Below are 23,294 nucleotides of genomic sequence, written 5' to 3' on the forward strand. Positions count from 1 at the left end.
TCTATGCACCTGTTTGGTTACCGTTCCCCTTTTTTTCTTGGGCCCACGGGCATCTAAGTACCCGTTTGGTTACCGTTCCCTTGTTTTTCTTGGGCTCACGGGCATCTATGCACCTGTTTGGTTACCGTTCCCTTGTTTTTTTGGGGCCCACGGGCACCTATGCACCTGTTTGGTTACGCTTCTCCAATTATTAAAGGGTCCGCGGCAACTATGCAATTGATTAATGTCAACAATTTTCCGAAGGCATACAAGGAAACTCCTTCAGCATGGGTCACTCCCCACTCCCAATTCCCTTAATCTGCATGATTCCTTCTTCCAATCGCTGATCAACAATGAGAGCATCGTCAATATGTTGTAAAATCGCTTCGTTTACCGTATTGAATACTTCTTTTGTCATGCTGATTTCCTCAATAACTTCACCACTAAACGCTTTTTGTTCATGAATGGTATAGAGAACCAATTTTACTTCGGTTTGTACAGTCTCCATAACTTTAAGGATATGATTAATTTTCCCCGTTGTTTCCGTGCTAAGCTGAATTCCTTCAGTAACAACTGAAAGACTGGTTTGGGTTTCGGTGAGTGCTTTGTTAATTTCTTGCTGAATGCTTCTCGTGAGTGCGTCAATGGCCATGGTACTTTTTGCTGTGCTTTCCGCCAGTTTTCTCACCTCACTTGCGACCACAGCAAAGCCTTTTCCATGCTCTCCTGCTCGCGCCGCCTCAATCGATGCATTCAAGGCAAGCAAATGGGTCTGTTCTGCAATGGCATGAATAACCTTCACAATGTCTTCGATTTCTTTTGAACGTATGTTTAATTGATTCATACTCTTTGCTGCTAGACTCGATTGCTCCCCAAGCTTTATGATCATCGTTTCCACTCTTCCAACAGACTCTCTTCCCTCCTTTGACTCTCTCACCATCTCATCCGTCGAATCAATCAGCTTCTGTCCCATCACAAGCATCTTGGTTGAAATTTGATTAGAGTGTTGACTGATTTCTTCCACCTTATCGAACCGATTTTTAATTTTTCCAACGAGTTATGCTAGGTCATGGTGCTGTCCATTTACGACCTCGTGCTGGTTCACTATTGACAGCAAGTCCCTGTACAGACTATGTAAAAAATCTTTCATTCGGTTCTCCATCTCCTGATTTTCCTGTTTTACTTTCATATATTTAGCTTTGAAAAAGTCTATTTCACTTTGTAATCTTTTGTTTTCACTTATTGACCTAAACATATAGAGATGCCCCTTTATAAAATGATAGTAAAATCATATCGCATTCAGATATCTCTTTTTGTGATATATGTCATAGGTACAAAAAAACACCAAGCATTTTACATGCTTGATGCTCATTTTACGATTAACACCGGACAGTTTGCTCTTTTGGCAACTTTATGACTCACACTTCCGAGAACAAATTCCTGTAAGCCGCTTAATCCTCTGCTGCCAATCACGATTATGTCAGCGTGATGATTGTTTGCATATTCAACAATCGCTGGGCCCGGATCACCTTGAAGAATCGTGACCTTGTAGGATACCTCATATGTTCTGGCCATTTTTTCGACTTCTCGTATTCGTTCCTTGCGCTTTCCGTCTAAGTCTGCTGAATTCCAATGGCTCAGCACTTCTGATTTCACCTTATCAGCATCAACAACAAAAACAATCTCTACTAATGATCCTGGAGTGCATTTCGCAATATGCATGGCGTTTTCTGACGCTCTTTTCGCATGATCCGATCCGTCCGTAGCTAAGATGATATTTTTATACAATCGATGACCTCCTCCTTTAAAAAAACAATCTAATATGTTAATTATGCGTGAAAAACCTCATTATCGCAGTGATGTTCCTCACCGCACCTTTTTCGTTATTCACATACAGGTCATTCAAAAAAGGGTGACATATTCCCATGTACAAGCCCATATAGTTTAAGGTAGAATATAAAACGTAATTGTTACGGTTTAACCAATACATAGGAGGGACATATGAATCGTATTGTTCGAACGAACCTGTTTGATATTACTGGATTAATTTTATTAGCTGCTGCTTTTCTTCTACTATCTTTAAAATTAGACGTTGGGGACGTTCTTCCCTCCTCATTTTTAAATCTTAATACCATTTTTCTAAGTATATTAATAGAAGCTTTTCCTTTTGTACTTATTGGTGTTCTGATTGCAGGTGTGATTCAAATATTTGTAACTGAAGAACATATTCAGCGGTGGATACCTCAAAGCAGGACAAAGGCGATTATCATGAGTTGTGTAGTCGGCGCATTGTTTCCTGCCTGCGAATGTGGAATTGTCCCGATTGTTAGACGACTTGTTTCTAAAGGGGTTCCTCTATATGCGGCCATTGGTTTCATGCTAACGGGACCACTGATTAACCCGATCGTAATTGCATCTACGTATATGGCGTTTGGAAATAACACGGCCATTGCGGGGTGGAGAATGGGACTTGGCTTTGCGGTTGCTCTCATTGTTGCGTTTCTAGTGAGCTTTTTCTTTAGAGGCCATCAATTCAAGGAGGCTTTAACAAACACAGAAACTCTAACAGCAAGTAGAAAAAAAGAACCTTTTACGAAGCGTTTCTTCTCGATGCTTACCCACTCCATCGATGAGTTTTTTGATATGGCAAAATTTTTAATTTTTGGAGCCTTTCTTGCTGCCGCTGTTCAAACCTATATGCCAGCAAAATCCCTTTTGGAAGCAGGAGATGGTCCTTTTTCCTCCATTGCTGTTATGATGGGTCTTGCTTATGTTTTATCTCTTTGCTCGGAAGCAGATGCTTTTATCGGCTCATCTTTTAATAGCATTTTTCCAACACCATCTGTTCTAGCTTTTCTAATTTTCGGACCGATGATTGATTTAAAAAACACGCTTATGATGCTAAGTGTGTTCCGTGCAAAATTTGTGTTTAGTGTTCTGTTCTTTGTTGCAACGACGGTGTTTCTATCCATTGTGCTCGTGCAGAGCTTTTTATAAGGAGGGATTATAGATGGTCTTCCAAGCGCAACAAGCTGTACGTGCAGCCATATTGCTTTTTTTCACCATATTAATTTTTAAATTTCACTATACAGGTGAGATTACTAAATTTATTAATCCAAAATACATCGGTCTCAGTCAGATTGCATCTGTTCTGTTCCTTGTTTTGTTCTTTATCCAAATTACACGAATTTGGGAGAAAAAGACTCATCACCATCATCATAACCATGAGTGCAGTCATAATCATGATTGTGATCACAATCATGACCATGGAAATACACCGATGACACTAAAAAAAGTCATCTCGTACGTGATCATAGCCTTTCCTCTCGTAACGGGTTTTACCATACCAGCTAAAGTACTCGATTCTTCTATCGCAGAGAAAAAAGGTGGTATGGCGGTGATTACAGGAAAAAGCGAAAAATCTTCAACTAATGAGTCAACAAATGAAGAAGTAGCTCAATCATCCGACACGGAGGTCCTTCCAAATCCGTATGGAGAAATCTCTCAAGATGAGATGAATTCTCTCGTGCAAAAACTAAAGCAAAGTGACCCGATTAACATGGATGATTATGTGTATTATCTAAACTATGAAGAAATTAGTAAGGACGTAGCAACTTTTAAAGGAAGAGAAATTACCTTAAAGGGCTTCGTTTATAAAGAGGATGGCTTCCAACAGGATCAGCTCGTTATCTCCCGTTTCTTGATCACTCACTGTGTAGCAGATGCTAGCATTATCGGGTTTTTAACACAATTTGAGGAAGCAGCTACACTTGAAAAAGACACATGGGTGGAAGCCACTGGTGTACTTGATGTGACGACCTACAACGGGACGGAGATGCCTTTTATCAAAATTACCGACTGGAAAACGATTGAGGAACCATCCGAACCATATCTATTTCCGTTAAATGTGAGAATTCTATAATAAACAAAAGGGGAGAATGGCATCGATTAGTCATTCTCCCCTCCTTTTATGTTATTCATCTTTTTCATCATAGGCGATTAACACGATATTTTCGTTGGTTTCCTTCCGTAATTCCTGTTCAAGTGAGGTAATTTTGTCCAATTGGCTTTTCTCTAGATTGGCTACAGGGAAATTTTCATACACGCTCATCTAAGTACCCCTTTCTATGGTGATAATTAGATTTTTTCCATGTAGAATCTCAATTATGCAATTAACGGTTCACCACTCGTTGTATATGAATAATCAGGTATAATTTCTCGTTATTCGTAAGGCTGTAATCAAATTGATTTTCGATATATTCATTAATTTTCTCCGTACATTCAAAAGCTGCTCGATGTTTCTCACGCACCGTTTCGAATAAAAACGGATCATCATCCTCGATATATGTTTTGCTGTATAATCGTTGTGCAAAGAACTTCAAATGCGTAATAAATCGAAAATAATTTAATGATTCCTCGTCAAAGTCAATTTTAAAATGATATTTAACAATATTTAAAATATCCTGCATGACTTTAGTGATATTAGCAACGTTCGGCATTTCTTGATTAAGCTCAGCATTAACGATATGCATGGCGATAAAGCTTGCTTCATCTTCTGGTAAAAGAACCCCAAGTTTCTCCTGAATGATCTTTAAGGCTTCCATCCCAATGACAAACTCTTGCTTATAAAATCTCTTAATTTCCCATAAAAGAGCATTTTTTATGTCGTAGCCATTTTGATTACGCTCGACCGCAAAGTGAATATGATCGGTTAAGGAAATATAGATACTATCGTTTAGGTTTCTTCCTAGTCTACTTTTAGCAATCTTGATAATATCCTCAGTTACTTCCATATATTCGATCGGAACTTCATATAAAAGCGTTTTAAATTTTTCTGACATATCATTATTTTTGAGAGCAAAAATCTTTTCAATCTTGTCTTCGTCTACAGAATCTCCTGGCTTTTTTTGAAAGGCCAGTCCTCTCCCCATAACCACTAACTCTTCCTTTTTTTCATTAAACGCACTAATGACGTTGTTATTGTACACTTTGGCTATTTTCATTTGACCACCTATAAGTTTATTATGGTTCTCTTACTTTTATTATAATGGAAATAGTACGCGTTATAAAATCTTTTAGGCATTCAAAAGAAGGAAAGCTAATTGAAGCTTTCCCACTTTTATCCAACTTATAGTTTTTCCCCGTTTGAAGCAATTACTTCTTTATACCAGTCAAAGCTCTTCTTCTTCGAACGGGTTAATGTACCATTGCCTTCATTGTCCTTGTCCACATAAATATAGCCATAGCGTTTTTTCATTTCACCCGTTGATGCACTCACAAGGTCGATTGGACCCCAGCTCGTATAACCAAGGATTTCCACACCGTCTTCAATGGCTTCTGACATTTCAGACACGTGCTTACGTAAGTATTCAATACGGTAATCGTCGTTCACTTCACCATTTTCATCTGGATTGTCAACTGCACCAAGACCATTTTCTACAACGAAAAGAGGTTTTTGATAACGATCGTATAATTGGTTCGCTGTAATACGGAAGCCCTTTGGATCAATCGTCCAGCCCCATTCAGACTTCTCTAAATATGGATTTTCAATCGAACCAAATACGTTTCCAGATGTTGTCTTGTTGATTTCTGGATCTTTACTTGTTGTACGACTTGCATAGTAACTAAAGCCAAGATAATCTACCGTATGATCTTTAAGAAGCTCTTCATCTCCTGCTTCCATCACAATGTTCAAGTTATGGTCTCTAAAGAATCTCTTCGCATAACCAGGATATTTACCTCGAGATTGAACATCGATAAAGAAGAACGAATCACGATCCTTTTCCATTGCATCAAACACATCATCTGGGTTACAAGAGTATGGATACGTCTGACCAGCCGCTAACATACAGCCAATTTTCATATCTGGATTGATTTCATGACCCGCTTTTACCGCCAAAGCACTGGCAACCAATTGATGGTGTGCTGCTTGGTACTTCACTTGCTTCTTATCTTCGCCTTCTTCAAAAACAAGTCCGGCTCCAACGAATGGCAAGTGCAGGAGCATATTAATTTCGTTAAATGTCATCCAGTACTTTACTTTTTCCTTATATCGTTTGAAAAGAGTCGTCGCATAGTTTTCAAAGAAAGTAACAAGCTTGCGGTTTCTCCAGCTGCCGTAATTTTTCACCAAGTTCACTGGTACGTCAAAGTGAGCAATCGTTACAACGGGCTCAATGCTATATTTTAATAATTCATCAAACACATTGTCGTAAAATTGTAGGCCATCTTCGTTTGGTTCTGCATCGTCACCATTTGGAAAAATTCTCGCCCAAGAGACTGATAAACGTAAGGCTTTAAAGCCCATTTCTGCAAATAGCGCGATATCCTCTTTGTAACGATTGTAAAAATCAATCGCTTCATGCGAAGGGTAAAATTCGCCTTCTAACGGCTCATATGAAGGAAGTTTTCCAAACATGATTTCCCAGCGTTTTTCCCCTGTTGGTAGTAAATCTACCGTTGTTAAACCCTTACCATCTGCTAAATAAGCACCTTCAGCTTGGTTAGCGGCGATTGCGCCACCCCATAAAAATCCTTGAGGAAAAGCCATAATATCCTCCCTTTCTTAAAACAGCAGGAGAGAAAGGAAACGTATTCCTTTCTCCTGACATGTTGATTACTTACTATCTAGTGTAAATAATGGTGCGCCAATTTTCACTTGTTTTGAATCAGCAAGTTGTAAATCGAACTCTTTATGGTTGGTTACAACGATTGGAGTTGTTAACGGCTTTCCTGCTTCTTTAATTTGCTCCATATCAAACTCGATTAGTAATTGACCTGCTTTCACGTAATCACCTTGAGACACATGAGCGGTGAAAAACTTTCCTTCTAATTGAACGGTATCCATACCGATGTGGATTAACAGATCAGCACCTGCATCCGTAGTAATACCAATCGCATGCTTTGTTGGGAAAAGTGCTGATACTGTTCCTGCTACTGGAGCAACTAATTTTCCTTCACTTGGCTCAATTGCTACACCATGACCTAATGCACCAGATGAAAATGCTGCGTCTTTTACTTCAGATAAGGCAATTACTTCACCATTTAATGGACTTACTACTTCTTCATTTTGAACCTTTGTTGCGGCTACTTCCTTAGAAGCTGTAGTTATATCATTTGTGTCTTTTGAAGATTTCTCTTGATTAATCCCGCCAAATAAATACGTTAACACAAATGCAACTGCAAAACCTGCGATCATTGCAATAATGGCTCCCCAGAAAGTCATATCAAGTCCTGAACCTGGTTGGATAAAAGCTGGAAGAACGAATACACCCATTCCACCAAACATCCATAATTTACCTGCAGTAGCACCGATGATCGCTCCACCGACTCCACCACCGATACAGCTCATGATAAATGGCTTTTTAAGCGGTAATGTAATACCGTAAATAGCTGGTTCTGTAACACCGAAAATACCTGAAATGAACGCTGGAACGCTTAGTGATTTTAATGATTTATTATTAGTTTTCAGCATAATGGCTAATACTGCACCGATTTGTGCAAAACATACCATAACAGTTGTTGCTAATACTGGGTCGTTACCCATCGTAGTTAAGTTGTTCATTGCGATTGGAACAAGACCCCAATGAAGTCCGAAGATAACAAACACTTGCCAGAATCCACCTAGAATTAAACCTGCTACAAGAGGACTTAACTCATAAATCCATATAGTCGCTGCACCTAGCAAACTACCAGCCCATGTTGAGATAGGTCCGATGACTAGGAATGTTAAAGGCACCATGATACCAATCGTACAGAATGGAACTAAGAATGTTTTTACAACATCTGGAATAACTTTCTTTAAACTCTTTTCTAATCTTGAAGCTACAAAGCTTGAAAGAATGATTGGAATAACGCTTGATGCATAACTCATCATGATTACTGGTATTCCTAAGAATGTAATGTGTATTGGCGATTCAAAGATTGTACCTTGGAAAAGTACCTTTGAAGTCTCTCCTGTAGTTAATGTTGCTAATGTAGGATGAACTAACGCTGCTGCGATCGCCATACCGACAAACGGCGTACCGCCAAACTTCTTCATCGCTGTATATCCTAAAAAGATTGGCAAGAAGTTAAATAACCCATCACCGGCAATATTCAATAGTTGGTAAGTTCCTGAAGTTGCTTCAACCCAACCTAATGCTAAGATTAAGGCAGCTAACCCTTTAATCATACCTGTTGCAGCCAAAACACCCAGGATTGGAGTGAAAACGCCTGAAATCATATCAATGAATTTTGCACCCATACTAAGCTTTTCATCACTGCTTGAATCACTGTTTTCGCTAACAGCACCGAGATTGCCTACTTGCAAAACAGTCGCATATACATCAGGGACATGGTTTCCAATAACAACCTGATATTGTCCTCCACTTTTCATGACGGTTACAACACCATCCATATTTTTTAACACTTCTGTATTTGCTTTGCTTTCATCCTTTAATTTAAAACGTAGACGTGTGACACAGTGAACAACACTGGAAACGTTTTCTTTTCCGCCTACATTGGCAAGAATATCTTTAGCTAATTGCTCGTATTTCATTTTTGACCCTTCCTTCTTTTATTTGATATTTATTTTTCCAAATAAAAAACCTGAGCCAGTTAGGAACACACACAGCTAGCGATAGCGTGTTTCTAATCGGATCAGGTTATGCCCACTTAAGGTAACATTCCTTCAAGGAATTTATTAAGTTTTATTTGATACGTGTAATTTATCACGGGGATTTAGTAGGTGTCAACGCTTTCTTTTAAATTTTTTTAATATTTTTATAGATTGCCGACTATTATCTTATATATATAAAAATGCAAAAAATGTCCATCCTGGATCCCATCCGACAAGTTTTTAAAATAACGTTTACAAAGTTATTGCTTCGACAAAATATTCATGTTATAGTTAACGCAATTAAACAAACAACCTTTTTAGGATTGTTACTGGTTATGCAGGCAAAACCTAAATCACGTAAACTATGAGACTAGTGTGTCTCTTACGTGGTTTAGGTTTTTTATTTTGCCTCAGTGAAAGCGTAGCCATAAAAACATAAATGGAGGTTTTTCAAATGACAAAATATCAATTTCCAGAAGGATTTTTATGGGGCGGTGCTACAGCTGCCAACCAATTAGAAGGTGCGTATCTTGAAGGCGGAAAAGGTATGAACTTGGCAGATGTAATGCCAGGTGGAAAAGTAAGATTAAAAGTTATTGCTGAGCCTGGATTCGACTTTAAAATTGATAAAGAAAAATATGTCTACCCAAATCATGATGGTATTGATTTCTATCATCGCTATAAAGAAGATATTGCCCTATTTGCTGAAATGGGATTCAAAACATACCGAATGAGTATTGCATGGAGCCGAATTTTCCCTCAAGGTAACGAGGTAGAGCCGAACGAAGAAGGTCTGGCTTTCTATGACCGTGTATTTGATGAATTGAAAAAATACAATATTGAACCAGTTGTTACAATCTCTCACTATGAGATTCCACTATATCTAATCACGGAGTATGGTGGTTGGCGTAACCGTGAAGTGATTGGTTTCTTTGAGCGATATGCAACAACATTGTTTAAACGATATAAAGACAAAGTGAAATACTGGTTAACTTTCAATGAAATTAATGGAGCAACACATTTGCCAATTCTTGGACTAGGTTTTTCTCCTGAAACAGAAGAAACAAAATTACAGGATAGCTTCCAAGGTCTACATCACCAATTCGTGGCAAGTGCGCTTGCCGTAAAAGCAGGACACGAAATAATTCCTGGAAGTCAAATTGGTTGTATGCTTGTTTATGCACCGACTTACTCTTTTGACTCAAATCCAGAAAATGTAATGCATGCTTTACAAGAACAGCGTTTATTTAACAACTACTGTGGGGATGTACAAGTTAGAGGAGAATACCCTGCTTTCGCAAAACGTTTCTGGAAAGAAAACGGTATTAATTTAGATATCCAAGAAGGCGACTTAGAAATCATTAAAGAGGGTCCTGTTGATTTCATTTCATTAAGCTATTACATGTCACGTACAGAAAAGAAAAATAAAACTCCAGAAGAAATTGGACAAGGTAACTTGATTGGTGGCGTTAAGAATCCATTCTTACGAGCAAGTGACTGGGGCTGGGAAATTGACCCAACTGGTCTACGAATTGGGTTAAACCAATTATATGATCGTTACCGTGTACCTTTATTTATCGTAGAAAACGGACTTGGTGCGTACGATAAAGTCGAAGAAGATGGAAGCATCAACGACGACTACCGCATCAATTACCTTCGTGAGCATGTTGAAGCAATGGGTGAAGCAATTGAAGATGGAGTAGAACTAATGGGTTACACTCCATGGGGCTGTATCGACCTAGTGAGTGCATCTACTGGTGAAATGTCCAAGCGTTACGGCTTCATCTATGTAGACAAGCATGACGATGGAAGCGGTACTCTTGAACGTAGTAAGAAGAAGTCATTCTACTGGTTCAAAAACGTAATTGCTACAAACGGGCAAGAGCTATAATAAATAAGAAAGCATTGGTCCATTTTGGTGGGCCAATGCTTTTTTGTTAGGGTCGAAAGGTTTTTATGGCTGGCTACTTTGCCAATTGTTGTGGGGAATGAAGGACGGTTCTTCTGAAATCTCCACAGTTATGTCCTTCATAAGCCCGATGAAAGACGTTTCCTCGTAAATCTCCCTTGGTTTCATCCTTCATTAACCCTATGAAAGACGTTTCCTCGGGCTTCTCCCCTGGTTTTATCCTTCATTAACCCTATGAAAGACGTTTCCTCAGGCTTCTCCCATGGTTTCATCCTTCATTAACCCTATGAAAGACGTTTCCTCGGGCTTCTCCCCTGGTTTCATCCTTCATTAACCCTATGAAAGACGTTTCCTCAGGCTTATCCCCTGGTTTCATCCTTCATTAACCGATGAAAGACGTTTCCACCGAATTCATCTCTAATTTTGCTCTTCATAATCTTTATGTAAACTGCGATAAAACCAACACCAACGGTCCGACAATAAAACAATAATAAGCGAAATACTTGAGATTTCCTCTCTCCATAATCCCCATAAACCACTTAAGCGAGAAATAGGATAATATGAGAGACATCACAAACGCCACGATATAAGGAATAACCATGTCTCCCAACTGCATGTCACCTACTTTTAACACTATTGCCCCTAAGCTAACAGGAATATATAGAAGGAATGAGAATCGTAAGGCTGTTTCTCTTTTCATCCCTATTCCCATCGCAGCTACAATCGTGGCACCCGAGCGGCTAATTCCAGGAATTAATGCCACTGCTTGAGCGAATCCAACAATAAGGGCATCTCTGACCGTTAACCCTCTATCGCCCTTTGTTCCTTTAAGATTTCTAATGAGCCAAAGTGCTATCCCTGTGACAATTAGAGCTCCACCAATCGGAGCAACTCCCCTGAAATAACCAGAAATCGTATCTTCTAGCAATATCCCGATCACACCAGCAGGAATAGTACCAATGATTAAATAAATGATAAAAAGAAAATCATTCTTATCACTCGGATCCTTTTTCACCATATAGTTGCTTCCGTTTTTCACTAATCTTATGAGATCGTCTCGATAAATAAGTAATACAGCCAAAAGAGAAGCGAAATTCATTAATACTTCGAAGCTAAAATCTCCTTCAGCCACATTAATACCTAAAAATTCCTGAACAAGCACCAAGTGTCCACTAGAGGAGACTGGAATGGGTTCTGTAAAACCTTGTAGCGCTCCTAAAAAGGCATATTTTATTATGATTAATACTTCTTCCACCGACTCACTCCTTCATAAAAATTGAAAAGGACTTGGAAAGATCCAAGCCCTACATTATTATACTATTAAGCTCTCTTAATTTCCAAATATTGAATATGGTGTCCATCCTTTTTCTGGACTTTAAACACAAATCCTTCTGCTTCTAGCTCAGTACCCACCTGTGCTTCCATATCTTGAGTCATAAACCATCCACCAATAGTATCAACATCTTCATTTGATAAGGTGGTTTCCAATAGATGGTTTACATCCTCTACCAGCAACTTAGAATCTACGATATAGTGATTTTCATTTAGTTTACGAATGTCAGGTAATTCATCTTCATCGAACTCATCGCGAATTTCCCCAACAATTTCTTCTAGAATGTCTTCAACAGTAACTAATCCGGATGTTCCACCATACTCATCTATTAATATTGCAATATGTGTACGTTCTTTTTGCATTTTTACGAGTAAGTCATGAATTGGAACGGTCTCAATCACGCGGATAACCGGGTTGATAAAGGACTCAATCGTAAAGACAGCCCGTTCTTCATCTGAAATATCAGCTGTCAACAACTCTTTTACGTTAATGAATCCAACAATATTATCTTTGTCACCATTCACAACTGGGTATCGCGTATAATTTTCAGATTTAACAGTTGCTAGAATATCAGCATACGACTCATTGATAGAGATGGATACCATCTCTGTTCGAGGAACCATAATCTCTTTTGCTATTCTTTCGTCAAATTCGAAAATATTGTTCATGTATTTCAGTTCGTTTTTGTTAATTTCTCCACTCTTATAACTTTCAGATAATAAAATCCTAAGTTCTTCTTCAGAGTGAGCTACTTCGTGTTCGGAGGCAGGTTTCAGACCAAATGCGCCAACCAATAAACGAGCAGAACCATTTAAGAACCAAATAAATGGATACATGATACGGTAAAACCAGATAATTGGTACCGCGAACATCAATGTAACTGCTTCAGCTTTTTGAATTGCCACCGTCTTAGGTGCAAGCTCACCAACAACCACATGCAGGAATGTAACTAAAGCAAAGGCAATCCCGAATGATAAAATTCCAATCAACGATTCATTAAAATGAAAATGTTCAAATACTGGATGTAATATTTTTTCAACAGTCGGTTCACCTAACCACCCTAAGCCTAACGCGGTAATCGTAATCCCTAACTGACAGGCTGATAAGTATTCATCCAAATGGGTCACCACTCGCTTAGCTGATACAGCACCCTTTTTTCCTTCCGCAATCAATTGGTCAATTCTCGACACACGAACCTTTACAATAGCAAACTCTGTAGCTACGAAAAAAGCGGTTAAAGCAATTAATAAAGCAATTAAAAGTAAATTTATAGTTGTCAACGATCGGTCTTACAAAGTAAGACCTACACCTCCCAATATAGTAAAACAAAAGTTTAATTAATCAATAACAAAAGTGTCTGTATTAATGAAAGACTCTCATTGGATACATTCTTTTTTACATTCTTTAAATTCTTTTGATCCAGATGTGCCAACACATCTGTGACCTCTTTTTCCAAACCTTGAATCTTCAGTCTCAGTTCAAGAACATCGATTTCTTCTGCATCTTTTTCTACGACTATTTCTTTTATTTCTTCCAGTGACATTCCGTCTTTTTTACATTTTTCAATATAATGCAGTCGTTCGATCGCCGACTTATCATAATAGCGATAATTCGAAGTGGAACGTTCTACTTTTAACAGTCCTAGATTCGTATAATAATCAATGGTCCTCTTAGTAACATTTGCTATTTCAGCTAATTCGCCAATTTTCAATTTCTCAGTCCCAATGGAGTCCCTCCAAACCGTCACGTGATAGTTATGAAATGTATTATACATTGAGTCTAGCCTTATAACAACTAATACGCACAATATGGAATAAAGTTTCATAGAAAAACCCCCTACTAGAGGGGGCAATTCCTTATGATTGTGTAACGGAAACCTTTCGAGCACTTGCTATCGCCTTTTTCTTTTTCATACGATAAATCATGTAAAAAGTTGAGCACAATACGACCAGGAAGCTTGTAAAATAAAGCCATATCGCCCAACTCGTACTTGAATCTGAACCAAGGAATAGTCCATGAGCAAGTGAAAGGAACCAAACAAGAAACACTAAATAGTGCGTTTTCTTCCAAAGAGATCTTCCTATTACCTTCATAAAATTCGAGGTTACTATAACGATCACTAATAAATATGCGGCTATTGTGCCCATTGCACTTAAAATAGGATGATATGATGCCATAAACGGAATAAGAATTTCTTCTATAGTATAAGGCTCGTATTGGTCAAAAATGAGCAATGCCGCATGAATTCCGATGGTTACTAACGCAACTTGTCCAATCGCCTGGTGAAATTCTAATATTCTCCACTTCTTCCCTGGTATATGCTTAATAATTCCTGCCAGTATTGAAAGGGTCAACAACACATAAGCGGTTAGCCCAGTAACACGTATTAAGATCCAAATCCAAATCCAACTCATGATGATACCTCCAATTTTTCAAAAAGGGTCGTGTCTCCTCCGACCGTAACTTGGTGATTATGAAAATAAACAATATACGCCGTATAAGGAAACTTCTTAAAAACTATCTTCTTTGCCTGCTCAAAAGGTACGATACAAAATAGCTTAGAAATCGTTTCTGCTTCCATCGTTGTTCGAGCAATGGCTGTTGCTTGTAACACGTTATTAGTGGCGACCTGTCCATTTTGTCCGTTCACAATATGATGAATGGTTTGATTGCCATTCGACCATTTCCGGTAGTTTTTGCCCGACGTGGCCATCGACAAATCTGTCAGAAAAAACCGCATCATATCTTTTCCAGTAATAACCGGATGTTCAATTCCGACTTGTTGTGTACCGATGACCGCTAGATCTCCACCTGCATTCACGATAGCTTCCGTTAGTCCTTCTTTCAGCAAATACTCTTTAGCACGATCCACCGTATAGCCTTTTCCAAAGCCACCAAAATCAAGGAAGAAATCTTCATTTTTTATCATCCATTGCTTAGCTAAGAGTTCATATGGTTCATTCACAAATCCTCTTGAGGTAGAATCTTTGAAAACAGGTGAATAATCGGTAGTGTAAGAGGCAGTATAGCCAATGGACTTCATCGCATCTCCTAAAAAAGGGTTCACATAGTAATCTACCTTTCTTGACAGCTGCATGGATCTTTCAAATAAATCAGCGATTGTTTCTTCGAGGAACACTGGCACATGTAGAGGACTGTTGTTGATAAAATCGAGTTCATTTTCTGAGATGAAACGACTCGCTTTGCGTTCAAAGGTAGTAAAATCATTCATTAAGTAGTTCTGTAAAGCTTGATTCATGCCCTTCAATTTGATCGTAGAGTTCATGGCTGTAAATGTGGCTTCCATTATCTTGACGACCCCGAGCTACCTGAACCTTGTTCGTACCCACTCGAAGGAGCACTAAAGGATCGATCCTCTCGTGGTGACTGACTCCAACTTGATTCTTCCGTCGTTTCTTCGACGGTTTCACTGTCCTCTGAGGGAGAACTTGAATTTTCGTTATTTATGGCGACAGATTCTTCTGATGTAGAAGTTCCATTTGCGTTTCCAGTGACAAGGCCAACAAACGTTAAAAATGTAAGGGAAGTAGCTGAGATCACAGACCATTTAGCTTTTTTCTTCTTCATCTTTCATTCTCCTTTTCTTCGTTCTTACTATACTGTACTTGGAAATAATGAAAATTTAATGACAAAAAGAAGAAGAAAAGCGTAAGTCCTTTAGATGGACTTACGCTTTATTCACTCAAAATAGCTCTTCAATGAAATCGAGGGCGTTCTTCAACCGATTCTCATAGCTACCATGTAACGTTTTATAGTTAATTTGATGCTTCTCTAACAGCCTTTTGAGATGATGATTGTTTTCATTTCGTGCTGTGTGGTCTCCATGTATCCGCAACCCATCATCCACCCATGAGATATCTGGCTCTAAAAATAACCATAAATCATAGTCTTGTAGCTTGGCTATTTCGTCTAACACTGGCTGGTACACCTCGTTATATAGATGAGAATAAAATTGAGTCACGATTGCTTCCGTATCAATAAACACCAACTTATTTGCCACATTAATCGCTTCTATTTCTCTCATTTTATGTCCATATGCGATCTTCAAATAATCTTCCTCTATTATAATACCGTCACAGCCGCCAATCTCTTCACATACGGTCCGACCATATTCTTCTACATAGCTAGTATTATAGATTTTGGCAAGATTTTTCGTTAATGTCGACTTCCCGCAGCTCTCCGTTCCGACAATCACTACCTTTTTGACAAAGTATGGCTTCACTAAGTCTGGTAAGAAGGCCCAGTGGTGAAAAACTCCTTCTTCTCTAATTTTTGTCGCAGAGATTCCAACTTGTCTGCGAGTAGGATCGATCAGAATATGCTTAGAAGTAGGATATAACTTATCAAAAATCTTGCTGTACTCAAGTTCTGAACTAAACACAAAGTCAATCGGCTTTCCTATCTCTTCCTTGATTATCTCCGCTCCTTGAACCCAATTGTAGTCTGCATTCCCTTGATTATCTTCAATAGAAATGACTTTTACATGGGGCATATCCTTCGTTAATTGAGAAAGCCACCGCAAACGAATACGTGCGGGAATATAGCTCATTTGTGTGCCTTCACATAATTCCAGGTCCCGCTTTTCACTGTGAGATAAAACCACGTACAGTTCATCCACCATTGAGGATGCATGAATAATCGCATACACATGACCAAGATGTAAAGGAAGAAATTTGCCTCCAATGAAACCAGTTGTCAAGATTTACACCCCACTTTGCTTTCTGTAAAGCTTTCGCCAATTGATATATCCATATATGCTATTCACTAGGAACGCCGACCACATAACGAGCATCGAAAAATCATTTCCTCCTTGAGAAATAAGGGCACTTAACCAAAGGAAAATTGATAATACATTTACAGCAATCCATAACAACCATTGTTCTGCAAACCGTTTTAACATTAAAATTTGCGCTGTCACAGACAGGACATTGGTTGCTGAGTCAGTCCATACATTGTTTCCACCTAAATATTTTAAGAAAAACCCATACGCAATCGTGAATATCGTAACGGTTAGAACCGTAGTTGCCCAGCCTGACTTGGTAAGACTTTTAACCGTAACGTCTTCCCCTTTTACTCCATGCCGGGTCTTGTTTTTACTCCATAAATATATCCCGATGAATTGAACGGGAAAATAAAACAACCCATTCAACATGGCTTCCCCGTAAAGACCATAGCCGTAAGCAATATACGCGTAAGTAGCTGTCTGAACGATCCCAAAATAATAATTCGAGATCTTCCCTTTGGCAACTAACACGACACACAGCATACCACTAATCGAGGATATCAGTCCTATAAGGGAATCCTCCCAAGCAAAGAAAAGGTAAATATTGATCATCGTAAATATAGCCAACCATCCCAACTCAAAACGAGTCCAATCTTTCATTTTACTCTCCCCTTAGCCTTTTAATTTTGGGTTGTACACCGACACCATCGGTTGGAAATCTGTAAATCGATACAGCTGCGCAGGTGTTTTCGAATAACGATTTGATTTCTTAGGTTTCCCATCCTCCATCACTGCCTCAAGAAAAGGAAGGGTAGGAGCTTTTCTAAAAAAGGCAGCATCTGATGAGATTGCTGGGTCATCTAGCACCGTCAGCAACACCCCTTGCAATTCTGACAAAACAAACTCCTCTGGTAAAAAATGCTTTGCCAATATGGTCAAAGCCATATCTTTTTTAATAAACCAAAGGGCATCATCGATAATGTTTCGGTGATCAAAAGCAAGATCTAAAGCTAATGCCTCTTCTATTGAAAACAGTTGAATATCAGATGCATCCTTTGATACTTTCCTTTTTTCTAAAGATTTTTCACTCGCTATTACATAATGTGCATTTGATATAATCCAACCCCTATTGTCGCGTTCGGGGTCATCATATATTCCAAAATGCTTCATCTTTAACCCATCGATTCCTGTTTCTTCATACAGTTTTCGTTCGGCAGCTGTCATTGCTGTTTCCTTTGGTTGAACAAATCCACCCGGTAAAGCCCATTTTCCTGCCTCGATATTGTGATTACCTTCATGATTATGTTCGCTTCTTTTTATTAGTAGAATTTTTAATGTTTTTTTCGGTGGTTTATACTCTCCATTGCTTTCAGATGTGATTGTGAAAACAGCAATATCACTTGTGTATCCATCTGGGGATCTAAAGGCCATGTCTCTTCACTCCTTTTAATTAACAATTTATTAATTGTTAATTAAAATATAAACTGCATCCACTCGATAGTCAAGAACTAAAATGGAAAAAAATAGCGTAACCATCAATATGATGATTACGCCTAAAGGTAATTATATAATTTGTGCATTCATGCTTCCTCTAAAATGTCCTAAAGCCCAATCATGTCCGGCTTGATTAAAGCTAGCTACCGCTTTTTCATGTATGACGATTTTAAAGCCTTTGTTATAGGCATCCACTGCCGTATGTAGCACGCAAATATCGGTGCAAACACCAACTAAGTGAACCTCTGTAATGCCGCGCTCTCTTAGCTTAATTTCTAAATCCGTTCCAGCGAAAGCACTGTAGCGTGTTTTATCCATCCAATACACATGTTCCTTCTCCAGGTTTTGAAGATACAGTGTATTTAGCTTCCCATACAAATGCCTGCCATCCGTTCCTTCAATATTGTGAGGAGGATACAGCTCTGTTTCTGGATGATAATGATCTCCCTCTTTATGCAGGTCAATCGCGAACACCACATACTCGCCATTGTTGATAAATTCCTCAGTAATCTTGGTGATTTCTCCTTCGATGGCAATACCAGGCTCTCCACATGGCAACGCACCCACAACAAAATCATTTGTATAATCGATATTAATCAAAGCTCTTTTCGTCATCGTTTACACTCCTCAAGAATCCGTCGTACCTTCATTGTAAGGTTATTCCTCTTGTTTTGAAAGTTTGAAACCAGTTATTCCAAATATCATGGTAATGACTGGACTTAACAAACAGAAAAACGTAAAAGGAAGATAAGATAGTGTCTCTACTCCTAATACTCCCGTTAAAAAGACTCCACACACACTCCATGGAACGAGTGGATTGACTACCGTTCCCGCATCCTCTAGGATTCTAGAAAGATTTTTCCCATGTAACCCCATCTTTTTATATCTTTCTTTAAAAGAACTTCCTGTTAGAAGGATCGAGAGGTATTGTTCCCCTACTAAGAAATTAATGGTAATGGCTGTTCCTGCCGTCCAAACCACCAGACTCCATACTTTATTCAACATTCCACTAATTCCTGCAAGTAAAGCTGGAAGAATTCCAAGCTTAAAAAATAACCCACCCATAGCTAATGCTAAAAGAATAAGTGAAACAGAAAACATCATGCTGTCCATCCCACCTCTAGAAAGCATAGAATCGATTTCCTCCACTCCTGTATTGGAGGAATATCCAGAAAATAGAGTGTTCATTAGTCCCTGAAGATTGATTTCCTTTTGTACAAATAACGTAACAATAAGTGAAGTAGCAATTCCTGATGCTAAAGTGATAATCGCTGGCACTTTTTTGATCGCTAACAGTGCTAACACTACAAATGGCAATAAAGAGTACCAATGTACAAGGTCATGGTCTTTCAAACTTGCTTTCAAAAGATCTAAATTGGCAAAGTTCGCCGCCGATTCCGCCGGTGACAACAGAACAAATAATAGAAAGGACAGGATGAACGCTGGGACGGTTGTCCAAGCCATGTTTCTAATGTGGTCAAACAAGTCTACGTGAACAGTAGAAGATGCCAAAATCGTTGTATCTGATAGAGGGGACATTTTATCTCCGAAAAACGCACCAGAAATCACGGCCCCTGCTGTTATAGCATCTGAAAGTCCAAGCGCAGTGGATACACTCATGAAGGCAACGCCGATGGTTGCTGCAGTCGTTAATGAACTTCCAATACTCATGCCAATAATAGCGGTCACGGCAAACACAATCGCATAGAACCATCTGTCACTCACAACTTCAAGCGCTAAGTAGATAAAAGTAGGAATCGTTCCACTTTCCATCCAACTACTAATCAGCATCCCGATAAAGAGAAAAATAAATACAGCTCCAGCTCCAGATTTCGCTCCATTAATGATCGCCTCTTCCAATTCTTTAACAGATACCTTCTTACAAATACCGTAAACAAACAATCCCATGATCGCTAAAACAATTGGAATATGAGGAACGGCACCAGCAAATATAAGAGAATAGCTGATTCCCCCAATAACGATCAAGGAGATAATAAAAGCTTCAATTGGTTTTAATGTAAGAACGCTGTCTTGATTCATGATGTTTTCCTCCAATAAGGGTTTTGAGCAAAGAAAAAAGCCCTCACGCCAATAGGGACAAAGGAGCTCCGCATTACCACCCTAATTTATATAAGAATAGTAGATTTTCCGCCTTTCAATCATACGGAAATGCTATTTCACTTAAACGCTTTTTAGCATTAAAGTATGTTTCTAATATAATAATTTACTAGGTTTCTGTCAAGAGAAATAAATGTTGGCTTGATTTCTGTCGCTCGCTCTTTCTGTTACCGGAGAGGGCGGAATTTTTCGCCCGCGGGCACTCAACTCTCCTTTCAGTTCCCATTGAACTCAAAAACTAGGCCATAAGGTAACTAAAAACAACCACAAAAAAGCAGTGAGTCCTAAAAAAGAACCTCACTGCTTTTTACCCCATTAAACCTCTAATCGAATTCGATTTCCTGAAGGATCTGCCGTAATATATACACCGTTCTCCTTCGTAACTGCTACGCCCATTCCTTGTAACTGAGAGATAATCTGCTCTCTCTTTTCTTCACTAGGAAGCACCATTGTATAAGATTCCATGCCAACGCTGTTTTCAGCAGCAGGTGGGGCACCGACACCATTCCATGTGTTCAATCCAACATGATGATGGTATTTCCCAGTAGAAATAAATAATGCCTGGCCTCCGTATCGAGTAACAACCTCGAATCCGAGTCCCTTTGTATAAAACTCCTCTGTTTTCTGTAACTCTGATACATGAAGATGAATATGCCCCATAATCGTACCAGCTGGCATTCCGTTCCATGCCTCTCCTTCTCCCTCTGCAAGAAGGCTTTCCGCATCTAACGCAACCGTTGCCATTTCCACTTCTCCATTATTCCAGCTCCAACCAGAAGCAGGTCTGTCCGCATACACTTCTATTCCATTCCCATCTGGGTCAGCTAAATAGATCGCTTCACTTACCAAATGGTCGGATGCGCCTTGTAATGGATAACGCACCTGTAGAAAATGCTTTAGTAATCTTCCTAAATCGGCACGAGTTGGTAAAAGTAAAGCGAAGTGATACAAGCCAGTCGTTCGTCCTTGCTTAGAAACGACATCATCCGGTTGTTGCACAGAAACAAGCACGGTTTTACCATCAGCTGTTAGTTCGGCGGTACTGTTTGTTTGGTTTAACACCTGTAGTCCAATGACCTCTTGGTAAAATGTAATTGAACGTTCTAGGTTTGCTACTTTTAAGTTTACTTGGCTAACAAATGTATTTGGTTCACGATGAAATCCCATTTGTGATCTCTCCTTTGGTATGTTTCTTCATGTATACTTATCATTTACTTTTTTTCTATTAAATACCTGATCATCAAAATTGTTAGTAACTTACTTTATGTAAGTAATTATATTTTCATAACATACAAACGTCAAGTAAGTATTTTATAAAAAATAATTTAATTATGAAAAAAAGGGGTTATAATAGAAGGAGGGAGTGATTGTTATGGATAAATCCATTTGTCCTAGATTTGAAAAAGCGATGAGTATTTTAAGCCAAAGATGGACGGGTTTAATTATTTACCAGTTACTAGGTGGTCCACAGCGCTTTTGTAGCCTAGAATCATCGATTGGTGTAAGTGGTCGTGTGCTTTCAGAGAGGTTAAAAGATCTGGAGAATGAAGGCATTGTGAAGCGCGAAGTATTCCCAGAAACTCCTGTTCGAATTGAATATTCACTAACTGATAAGGGAGTAGCCTTGGAGCCTCTTATGAGAGATATAGAAAAATGGTCACAATCTTGGCTGCAAGCATAACAAAAAGGGTTGCAATTCAATGATTGCAACCCTTTTTCATTAGTTCATCACGGTTTTACTGTCTTTGCCTTTGTTTGTTAACTTACGTAAATAAGGTAATGCGTAACGATCTAGTCCGAATACACCAGCATTTGCACCAGCAGTGATAATCAGGAAGCCCATTAAAATATCTGTTGGATTATGAGAAACCGTACCTGCTAATAAGAATGAAAAGTTCATTACCATTCCGAAGAAAGAAGCAGCTGTTGTTAAGCATCCTAAAATTAAACCTAAGCCTACTAGAAATTCACCCCATGGAACCATAAAGTTAAACAGCTCCACATTCGGTAGAGCGACACTTTCTAGGAATGAAGTATAAGCACCAAACACGGTACTACCATCTGGACCTACCACCGGATTTTTAATGGCATTTCCAATAAAGCCACTTGCATCAAATGCCCCTCCGCTAATTTTCCCCCAGCCTGCTGTTAGAAAGCCGTATCCTAAATACAATCGAATCACTGTAACAATCCCTGCTGCAATTCTGTTATTTCTCCACCACTTGTTTATCATATGAATCTTCCTTTCAAGAATAAATGTATTATTTCTATGCACTTAGATTAACATTCTCAATTTCAAATATCATTGCTTCAAGGGATTGTTCAAATAATTGCTACAAAGTTATGGACTTTTTGTGAATGAATTCACAATATATGATGAAAAAGTACAGCCAACTATACGTAGCTGTACTTTTAAATTAAGCGTTCGGGTAAATCCTTTTCAGTGCTGCCTTCATCTCTGGCTTCACCTTAATTTTCGGACGAATCCCTTGCGCCATTTCTTCCGCCTTGTCGATTTCCTCAGCATGCCCTAATCCTAACAAAGTACCAATCGCTACTGTACCTGTTCGATTGCTGCCACCACCACAATGGAAATACACTTTCTTGCCTTCGTTATAGGAAGAAATCACTTCATCAATGGCCTTTTTCACAGACTCTTCTTGGTGCTCCTCATCATCAACAATTGGCTGATGAATTCGGTTATATTTAGACTCTTCTGTTGGAGCCTCTGCGCGCAAATCATAGATCACGTCAACTTTCTCATTTTCCATGACCTCTTCGACTTGATCCGCTCCACCGATAAAAATTCGATCCTTAATTAAAGCATGATAGTTTTTTTCGCTCATCTGGGGTATCCTCCTATTAGCAACAATCGCTTTCGTTTCCAACAAGCACAAAAGCGGTTCGCTCTTCGTTAAGTCCTAAAATCAGCTCTCCGATGTGATCCTCAATATGCGGATCGATTGCTACTTGTATCTCATTAATGGTAACCACTTTATCATCTTCTTCCGGCTCATCCAGAGCCAGTCCTACTTGTGGTCGTCCTCAGCCAAAGCCCGCAAAATATACGCGGAGACCATTGGCCGCTTGTTCTGCAAATACTTGCTTTAATTGATCA

General features: G+C 38.9%; 26 protein-coding genes. 4 read left to right on the forward strand and 22 right to left on the reverse strand.

What is annotated here, in order from left to right:
• Window positions 1-271: 271 nt before the first annotated feature.
• The 3 genes from M3175_RS17535 to M3175_RS17545 form a co-directional block, all read right to left on the reverse strand.
• A complete protein-coding gene (locus M3175_RS17535; protein WP_251521781.1) occupies window positions 272-1,003 on the reverse strand; it encodes a methyl-accepting chemotaxis protein in 732 nt (243 codons plus the stop codon).
• Window positions 1,004-1,036: 33 nt separating this feature from the next.
• Entirely contained in the window at window positions 1,037-1,234 is a 198-nt protein-coding gene (locus M3175_RS17540) for a hypothetical protein (protein WP_251521786.1), read from the reverse strand.
• Window positions 1,235-1,347: 113 nt separating this feature from the next.
• Window positions 1,348-1,767, reverse strand: a complete 420-nt coding sequence (locus tag M3175_RS17545; RefSeq protein WP_251521789.1) for a universal stress protein — start codon at window positions 1,765-1,767, stop codon at window positions 1,348-1,350.
• A 213-nt stretch (window positions 1,768-1,980) separates the two neighbouring features.
• Between M3175_RS17545 and M3175_RS17550 the strand changes: the two genes are divergently transcribed.
• Both M3175_RS17550 and M3175_RS17555 read left to right on the forward strand, forming a co-directional pair.
• Window positions 1,981-2,976 carry a permease gene (locus M3175_RS17550; protein WP_251521792.1) on the forward strand — a complete coding sequence of 332 codons (996 nt, stop codon included), beginning with the start codon at window positions 1,981-1,983 and terminating at the stop codon, window positions 2,974-2,976.
• Window positions 2,977-2,989: 13 nt separating this feature from the next.
• The gene (locus M3175_RS17555; protein ID WP_251521794.1) at window positions 2,990-3,901 is read left to right on the forward strand and encodes a TIGR03943 family putative permease subunit; all 912 of its coding nucleotides are present in this window, start codon (window positions 2,990-2,992) and stop codon (window positions 3,899-3,901) included.
• Window positions 3,902-3,952: 51 nt separating this feature from the next.
• Here M3175_RS17555 and M3175_RS17560 read toward each other — a convergent pair whose 3' ends face one another.
• The 4 genes from M3175_RS17560 to M3175_RS17575 form a co-directional block, all read right to left on the reverse strand.
• Window positions 3,953-4,090: a hypothetical protein gene (locus M3175_RS17560; protein WP_251521797.1), complete on the reverse strand. Its 138-nt coding sequence runs from the start codon at window positions 4,088-4,090 to the stop codon at window positions 3,953-3,955.
• A 61-nt stretch (window positions 4,091-4,151) separates the two neighbouring features.
• Entirely contained in the window at window positions 4,152-4,982 is an 831-nt protein-coding gene (gene licT / locus M3175_RS17565) for a BglG family transcription antiterminator LicT (RefSeq protein WP_251521800.1), read from the reverse strand.
• Window positions 4,983-5,107: 125 nt separating this feature from the next.
• Window positions 5,108-6,529: a 6-phospho-beta-glucosidase gene (locus M3175_RS17570; RefSeq protein WP_251521803.1), complete on the reverse strand. Its 1,422-nt coding sequence runs from the start codon at window positions 6,527-6,529 to the stop codon at window positions 5,108-5,110.
• A gap of 66 nt (window positions 6,530-6,595) precedes the next feature.
• A complete protein-coding gene (locus M3175_RS17575) occupies window positions 6,596-8,518 on the reverse strand; it encodes a beta-glucoside-specific PTS transporter subunit IIABC (RefSeq protein WP_251521806.1) in 1,923 nt (640 codons plus the stop codon).
• Between the two features lie 514 nt (window positions 8,519-9,032).
• On the opposite strand from M3175_RS17575, the gene M3175_RS17580 reads away from it, so the two are divergent.
• Window positions 9,033-10,469, forward strand: coding sequence for a glycoside hydrolase family 1 protein (locus tag M3175_RS17580; protein WP_251521809.1), 1,437 nt, complete (start codon window positions 9,033-9,035; stop codon window positions 10,467-10,469).
• A gap of 457 nt (window positions 10,470-10,926) precedes the next feature.
• Here M3175_RS17580 and M3175_RS17585 read toward each other — a convergent pair whose 3' ends face one another.
• The 12 genes from M3175_RS17585 to M3175_RS17640 all read right to left on the reverse strand — a co-directional run bounded on the left by M3175_RS17585 (window position 10,927) and on the right by M3175_RS17640 (window position 21,343).
• Window positions 10,927-11,742, reverse strand: a complete 816-nt coding sequence (locus M3175_RS17585; protein WP_251521812.1) for an undecaprenyl-diphosphate phosphatase — start codon at window positions 11,740-11,742, stop codon at window positions 10,927-10,929.
• 65 nt (window positions 11,743-11,807) lie between these two features.
• Window positions 11,808-13,100: a hemolysin family protein gene (locus tag M3175_RS17590; protein WP_251521815.1), complete on the reverse strand. Its 1,293-nt coding sequence runs from the start codon at window positions 13,098-13,100 to the stop codon at window positions 11,808-11,810.
• 53 nt (window positions 13,101-13,153) lie between these two features.
• Window positions 13,154-13,594, reverse strand: a complete 441-nt coding sequence (locus M3175_RS17595; RefSeq protein WP_251522203.1) for a MerR family transcriptional regulator — start codon at window positions 13,592-13,594, stop codon at window positions 13,154-13,156.
• Between the two features lie 82 nt (window positions 13,595-13,676).
• A complete protein-coding gene (locus M3175_RS17600) occupies window positions 13,677-14,234 on the reverse strand; it encodes a ferric reductase-like transmembrane domain-containing protein (RefSeq protein ID WP_251521818.1) in 558 nt (185 codons plus the stop codon).
• The gene (locus tag M3175_RS17605) at window positions 14,231-15,106 is read right to left on the reverse strand and encodes an FAD:protein FMN transferase (RefSeq protein WP_251521821.1); all 876 of its coding nucleotides are present in this window, start codon (window positions 15,104-15,106) and stop codon (window positions 14,231-14,233) included. Before M3175_RS17605 ends, M3175_RS17600 begins: the two co-directional genes overlap by 4 nt.
• A 20-nt stretch (window positions 15,107-15,126) precedes the next feature.
• The gene (locus M3175_RS17610; RefSeq protein ID WP_251521824.1) at window positions 15,127-15,408 is read right to left on the reverse strand and encodes a hypothetical protein; all 282 of its coding nucleotides are present in this window, start codon (window positions 15,406-15,408) and stop codon (window positions 15,127-15,129) included.
• Window positions 15,409-15,523: 115 nt separating this feature from the next.
• The gene (nadR, locus tag M3175_RS17615; RefSeq protein WP_285852333.1) at window positions 15,524-16,540 is read right to left on the reverse strand and encodes a multifunctional transcriptional regulator/nicotinamide-nucleotide adenylyltransferase/ribosylnicotinamide kinase NadR; all 1,017 of its coding nucleotides are present in this window, start codon (window positions 16,538-16,540) and stop codon (window positions 15,524-15,526) included.
• Window positions 16,541-16,543: 3 nt separating this feature from the next.
• On the reverse strand, window positions 16,544-17,224 hold the full coding sequence (gene pnuC / locus M3175_RS17620; RefSeq protein ID WP_251521827.1) for a nicotinamide riboside transporter PnuC: 681 nt from the start codon (window positions 17,222-17,224) through the stop codon (window positions 16,544-16,546).
• A gap of 12 nt (window positions 17,225-17,236) precedes the next feature.
• On the reverse strand, window positions 17,237-17,995 hold the full coding sequence (locus tag M3175_RS17625; RefSeq protein ID WP_251521830.1) for an NUDIX domain-containing protein: 759 nt from the start codon (window positions 17,993-17,995) through the stop codon (window positions 17,237-17,239).
• Between the two features lie 132 nt (window positions 17,996-18,127).
• On the reverse strand, window positions 18,128-18,673 hold the full coding sequence (locus M3175_RS17630) for a cysteine hydrolase family protein (protein WP_251521833.1): 546 nt from the start codon (window positions 18,671-18,673) through the stop codon (window positions 18,128-18,130).
• A gap of 42 nt (window positions 18,674-18,715) precedes the next feature.
• Window positions 18,716-20,098 (reverse strand): Na+/H+ antiporter NhaC, encoded by a 1,383-nt coding sequence (gene nhaC / locus M3175_RS17635; protein ID WP_251521836.1) that lies wholly within the window; start codon window positions 20,096-20,098, stop codon window positions 18,716-18,718.
• 393 nt (window positions 20,099-20,491) lie between these two features.
• Entirely contained in the window at window positions 20,492-21,343 is an 852-nt protein-coding gene (locus M3175_RS17640) for a VOC family protein (protein ID WP_251521839.1), read from the reverse strand.
• A gap of 205 nt (window positions 21,344-21,548) precedes the next feature.
• Between M3175_RS17640 and M3175_RS17645 the strand changes: the two genes are divergently transcribed.
• Window positions 21,549-21,857, forward strand: a complete 309-nt coding sequence (locus tag M3175_RS17645; protein ID WP_251521842.1) for a winged helix-turn-helix transcriptional regulator — start codon at window positions 21,549-21,551, stop codon at window positions 21,855-21,857.
• A gap of 39 nt (window positions 21,858-21,896) precedes the next feature.
• On the opposite strand, the gene M3175_RS17650 is transcribed toward M3175_RS17645, so the two are convergent.
• The 3 genes from M3175_RS17650 to M3175_RS24970 all read right to left on the reverse strand — a co-directional run bounded on the left by M3175_RS17650 (window position 21,897) and on the right by M3175_RS24970 (window position 23,170).
• Complete coding sequence (locus M3175_RS17650) at window positions 21,897-22,409, reverse strand: DoxX family membrane protein (RefSeq protein WP_251521845.1); 513 nt, start codon at window positions 22,407-22,409, stop codon at window positions 21,897-21,899.
• A 184-nt stretch (window positions 22,410-22,593) separates the two neighbouring features.
• Window positions 22,594-23,022: a protein-tyrosine phosphatase family protein gene (locus M3175_RS17655; protein ID WP_251521848.1), complete on the reverse strand. Its 429-nt coding sequence runs from the start codon at window positions 23,020-23,022 to the stop codon at window positions 22,594-22,596.
• A gap of 16 nt (window positions 23,023-23,038) precedes the next feature.
• A complete protein-coding gene (locus M3175_RS24970; protein WP_285852334.1) occupies window positions 23,039-23,170 on the reverse strand; it encodes a hypothetical protein in 132 nt (43 codons plus the stop codon).
• Window positions 23,171-23,294 lie beyond the last annotated feature (124 nt).

Source organism: Robertmurraya korlensis, from assembly GCF_023715225.1.
Classification (GTDB): domain Bacteria; phylum Bacillota; class Bacilli; order Bacillales; family Cytobacillaceae; genus Robertmurraya_A.

Excerpts from the sequence above, each read along its gene's own strand:
- M3175_RS17540 (WP_251521786.1), bottom strand. The coding sequence starts at position 1,234 with ATGTTTAGGTCAATAAGTGAAAACAAAAGATTACAAAGTGAAATAGAC.
- M3175_RS17550 (WP_251521792.1), top strand. The coding sequence starts at position 1,981 with ATGAATCGTATTGTTCGAACGAACCTGTTTGATATTACTGGATTAATT.
- M3175_RS17555 (WP_251521794.1), top strand. The coding sequence starts at position 2,990 with ATGGTCTTCCAAGCGCAACAAGCTGTACGTGCAGCCATATTGCTTTTT.
- M3175_RS17560 (WP_251521797.1), bottom strand. The coding sequence starts at position 4,090 with ATGAGCGTGTATGAAAATTTCCCTGTAGCCAATCTAGAGAAAAGCCAA.
- licT (WP_251521800.1), bottom strand. The coding sequence starts at position 4,982 with ATGAAAATAGCCAAAGTGTACAATAACAACGTCATTAGTGCGTTTAAT.
- M3175_RS17570 (WP_251521803.1), bottom strand. The coding sequence starts at position 6,529 with ATGGCTTTTCCTCAAGGATTTTTATGGGGTGGCGCAATCGCCGCTAAC.
- M3175_RS17575 (WP_251521806.1), bottom strand. The coding sequence starts at position 8,518 with ATGAAATACGAGCAATTAGCTAAAGATATTCTTGCCAATGTAGGCGGA.
- M3175_RS17580 (WP_251521809.1), top strand. The coding sequence starts at position 9,033 with ATGACAAAATATCAATTTCCAGAAGGATTTTTATGGGGCGGTGCTACA.
- M3175_RS17595 (WP_251522203.1), bottom strand. The coding sequence starts at position 13,594 with ATGTATAATACATTTCATAACTATCACGTGACGGTTTGGAGGGACTCC.
- M3175_RS17600 (WP_251521818.1), bottom strand. The coding sequence starts at position 14,234 with ATGAGTTGGATTTGGATTTGGATCTTAATACGTGTTACTGGGCTAACC.
- M3175_RS17605 (WP_251521821.1), bottom strand. The coding sequence starts at position 15,106 with ATGAACTCTACGATCAAATTGAAGGGCATGAATCAAGCTTTACAGAAC.
- M3175_RS17610 (WP_251521824.1), bottom strand. The coding sequence starts at position 15,408 with ATGAAGAAGAAAAAAGCTAAATGGTCTGTGATCTCAGCTACTTCCCTT.
- pnuC (WP_251521827.1), bottom strand. The coding sequence starts at position 17,224 with ATGAAAGATTGGACTCGTTTTGAGTTGGGATGGTTGGCTATATTTACG.
- M3175_RS17625 (WP_251521830.1), bottom strand. The coding sequence starts at position 17,995 with ATGGCCTTTAGATCCCCAGATGGATACACAAGTGATATTGCTGTTTTC.
- M3175_RS17630 (WP_251521833.1), bottom strand. The coding sequence starts at position 18,673 with ATGACGAAAAGAGCTTTGATTAATATCGATTATACAAATGATTTTGTT.
- nhaC (WP_251521836.1), bottom strand. The coding sequence starts at position 20,098 with ATGAATCAAGACAGCGTTCTTACATTAAAACCAATTGAAGCTTTTATT.
- M3175_RS17640 (WP_251521839.1), bottom strand. The coding sequence starts at position 21,343 with ATGGGATTTCATCGTGAACCAAATACATTTGTTAGCCAAGTAAACTTA.
- M3175_RS17645 (WP_251521842.1), top strand. The coding sequence starts at position 21,549 with ATGGATAAATCCATTTGTCCTAGATTTGAAAAAGCGATGAGTATTTTA.
- M3175_RS17650 (WP_251521845.1), bottom strand. The coding sequence starts at position 22,409 with ATGATAAACAAGTGGTGGAGAAATAACAGAATTGCAGCAGGGATTGTT.
- M3175_RS17655 (WP_251521848.1), bottom strand. The coding sequence starts at position 23,022 with ATGAGCGAAAAAAACTATCATGCTTTAATTAAGGATCGAATTTTTATC.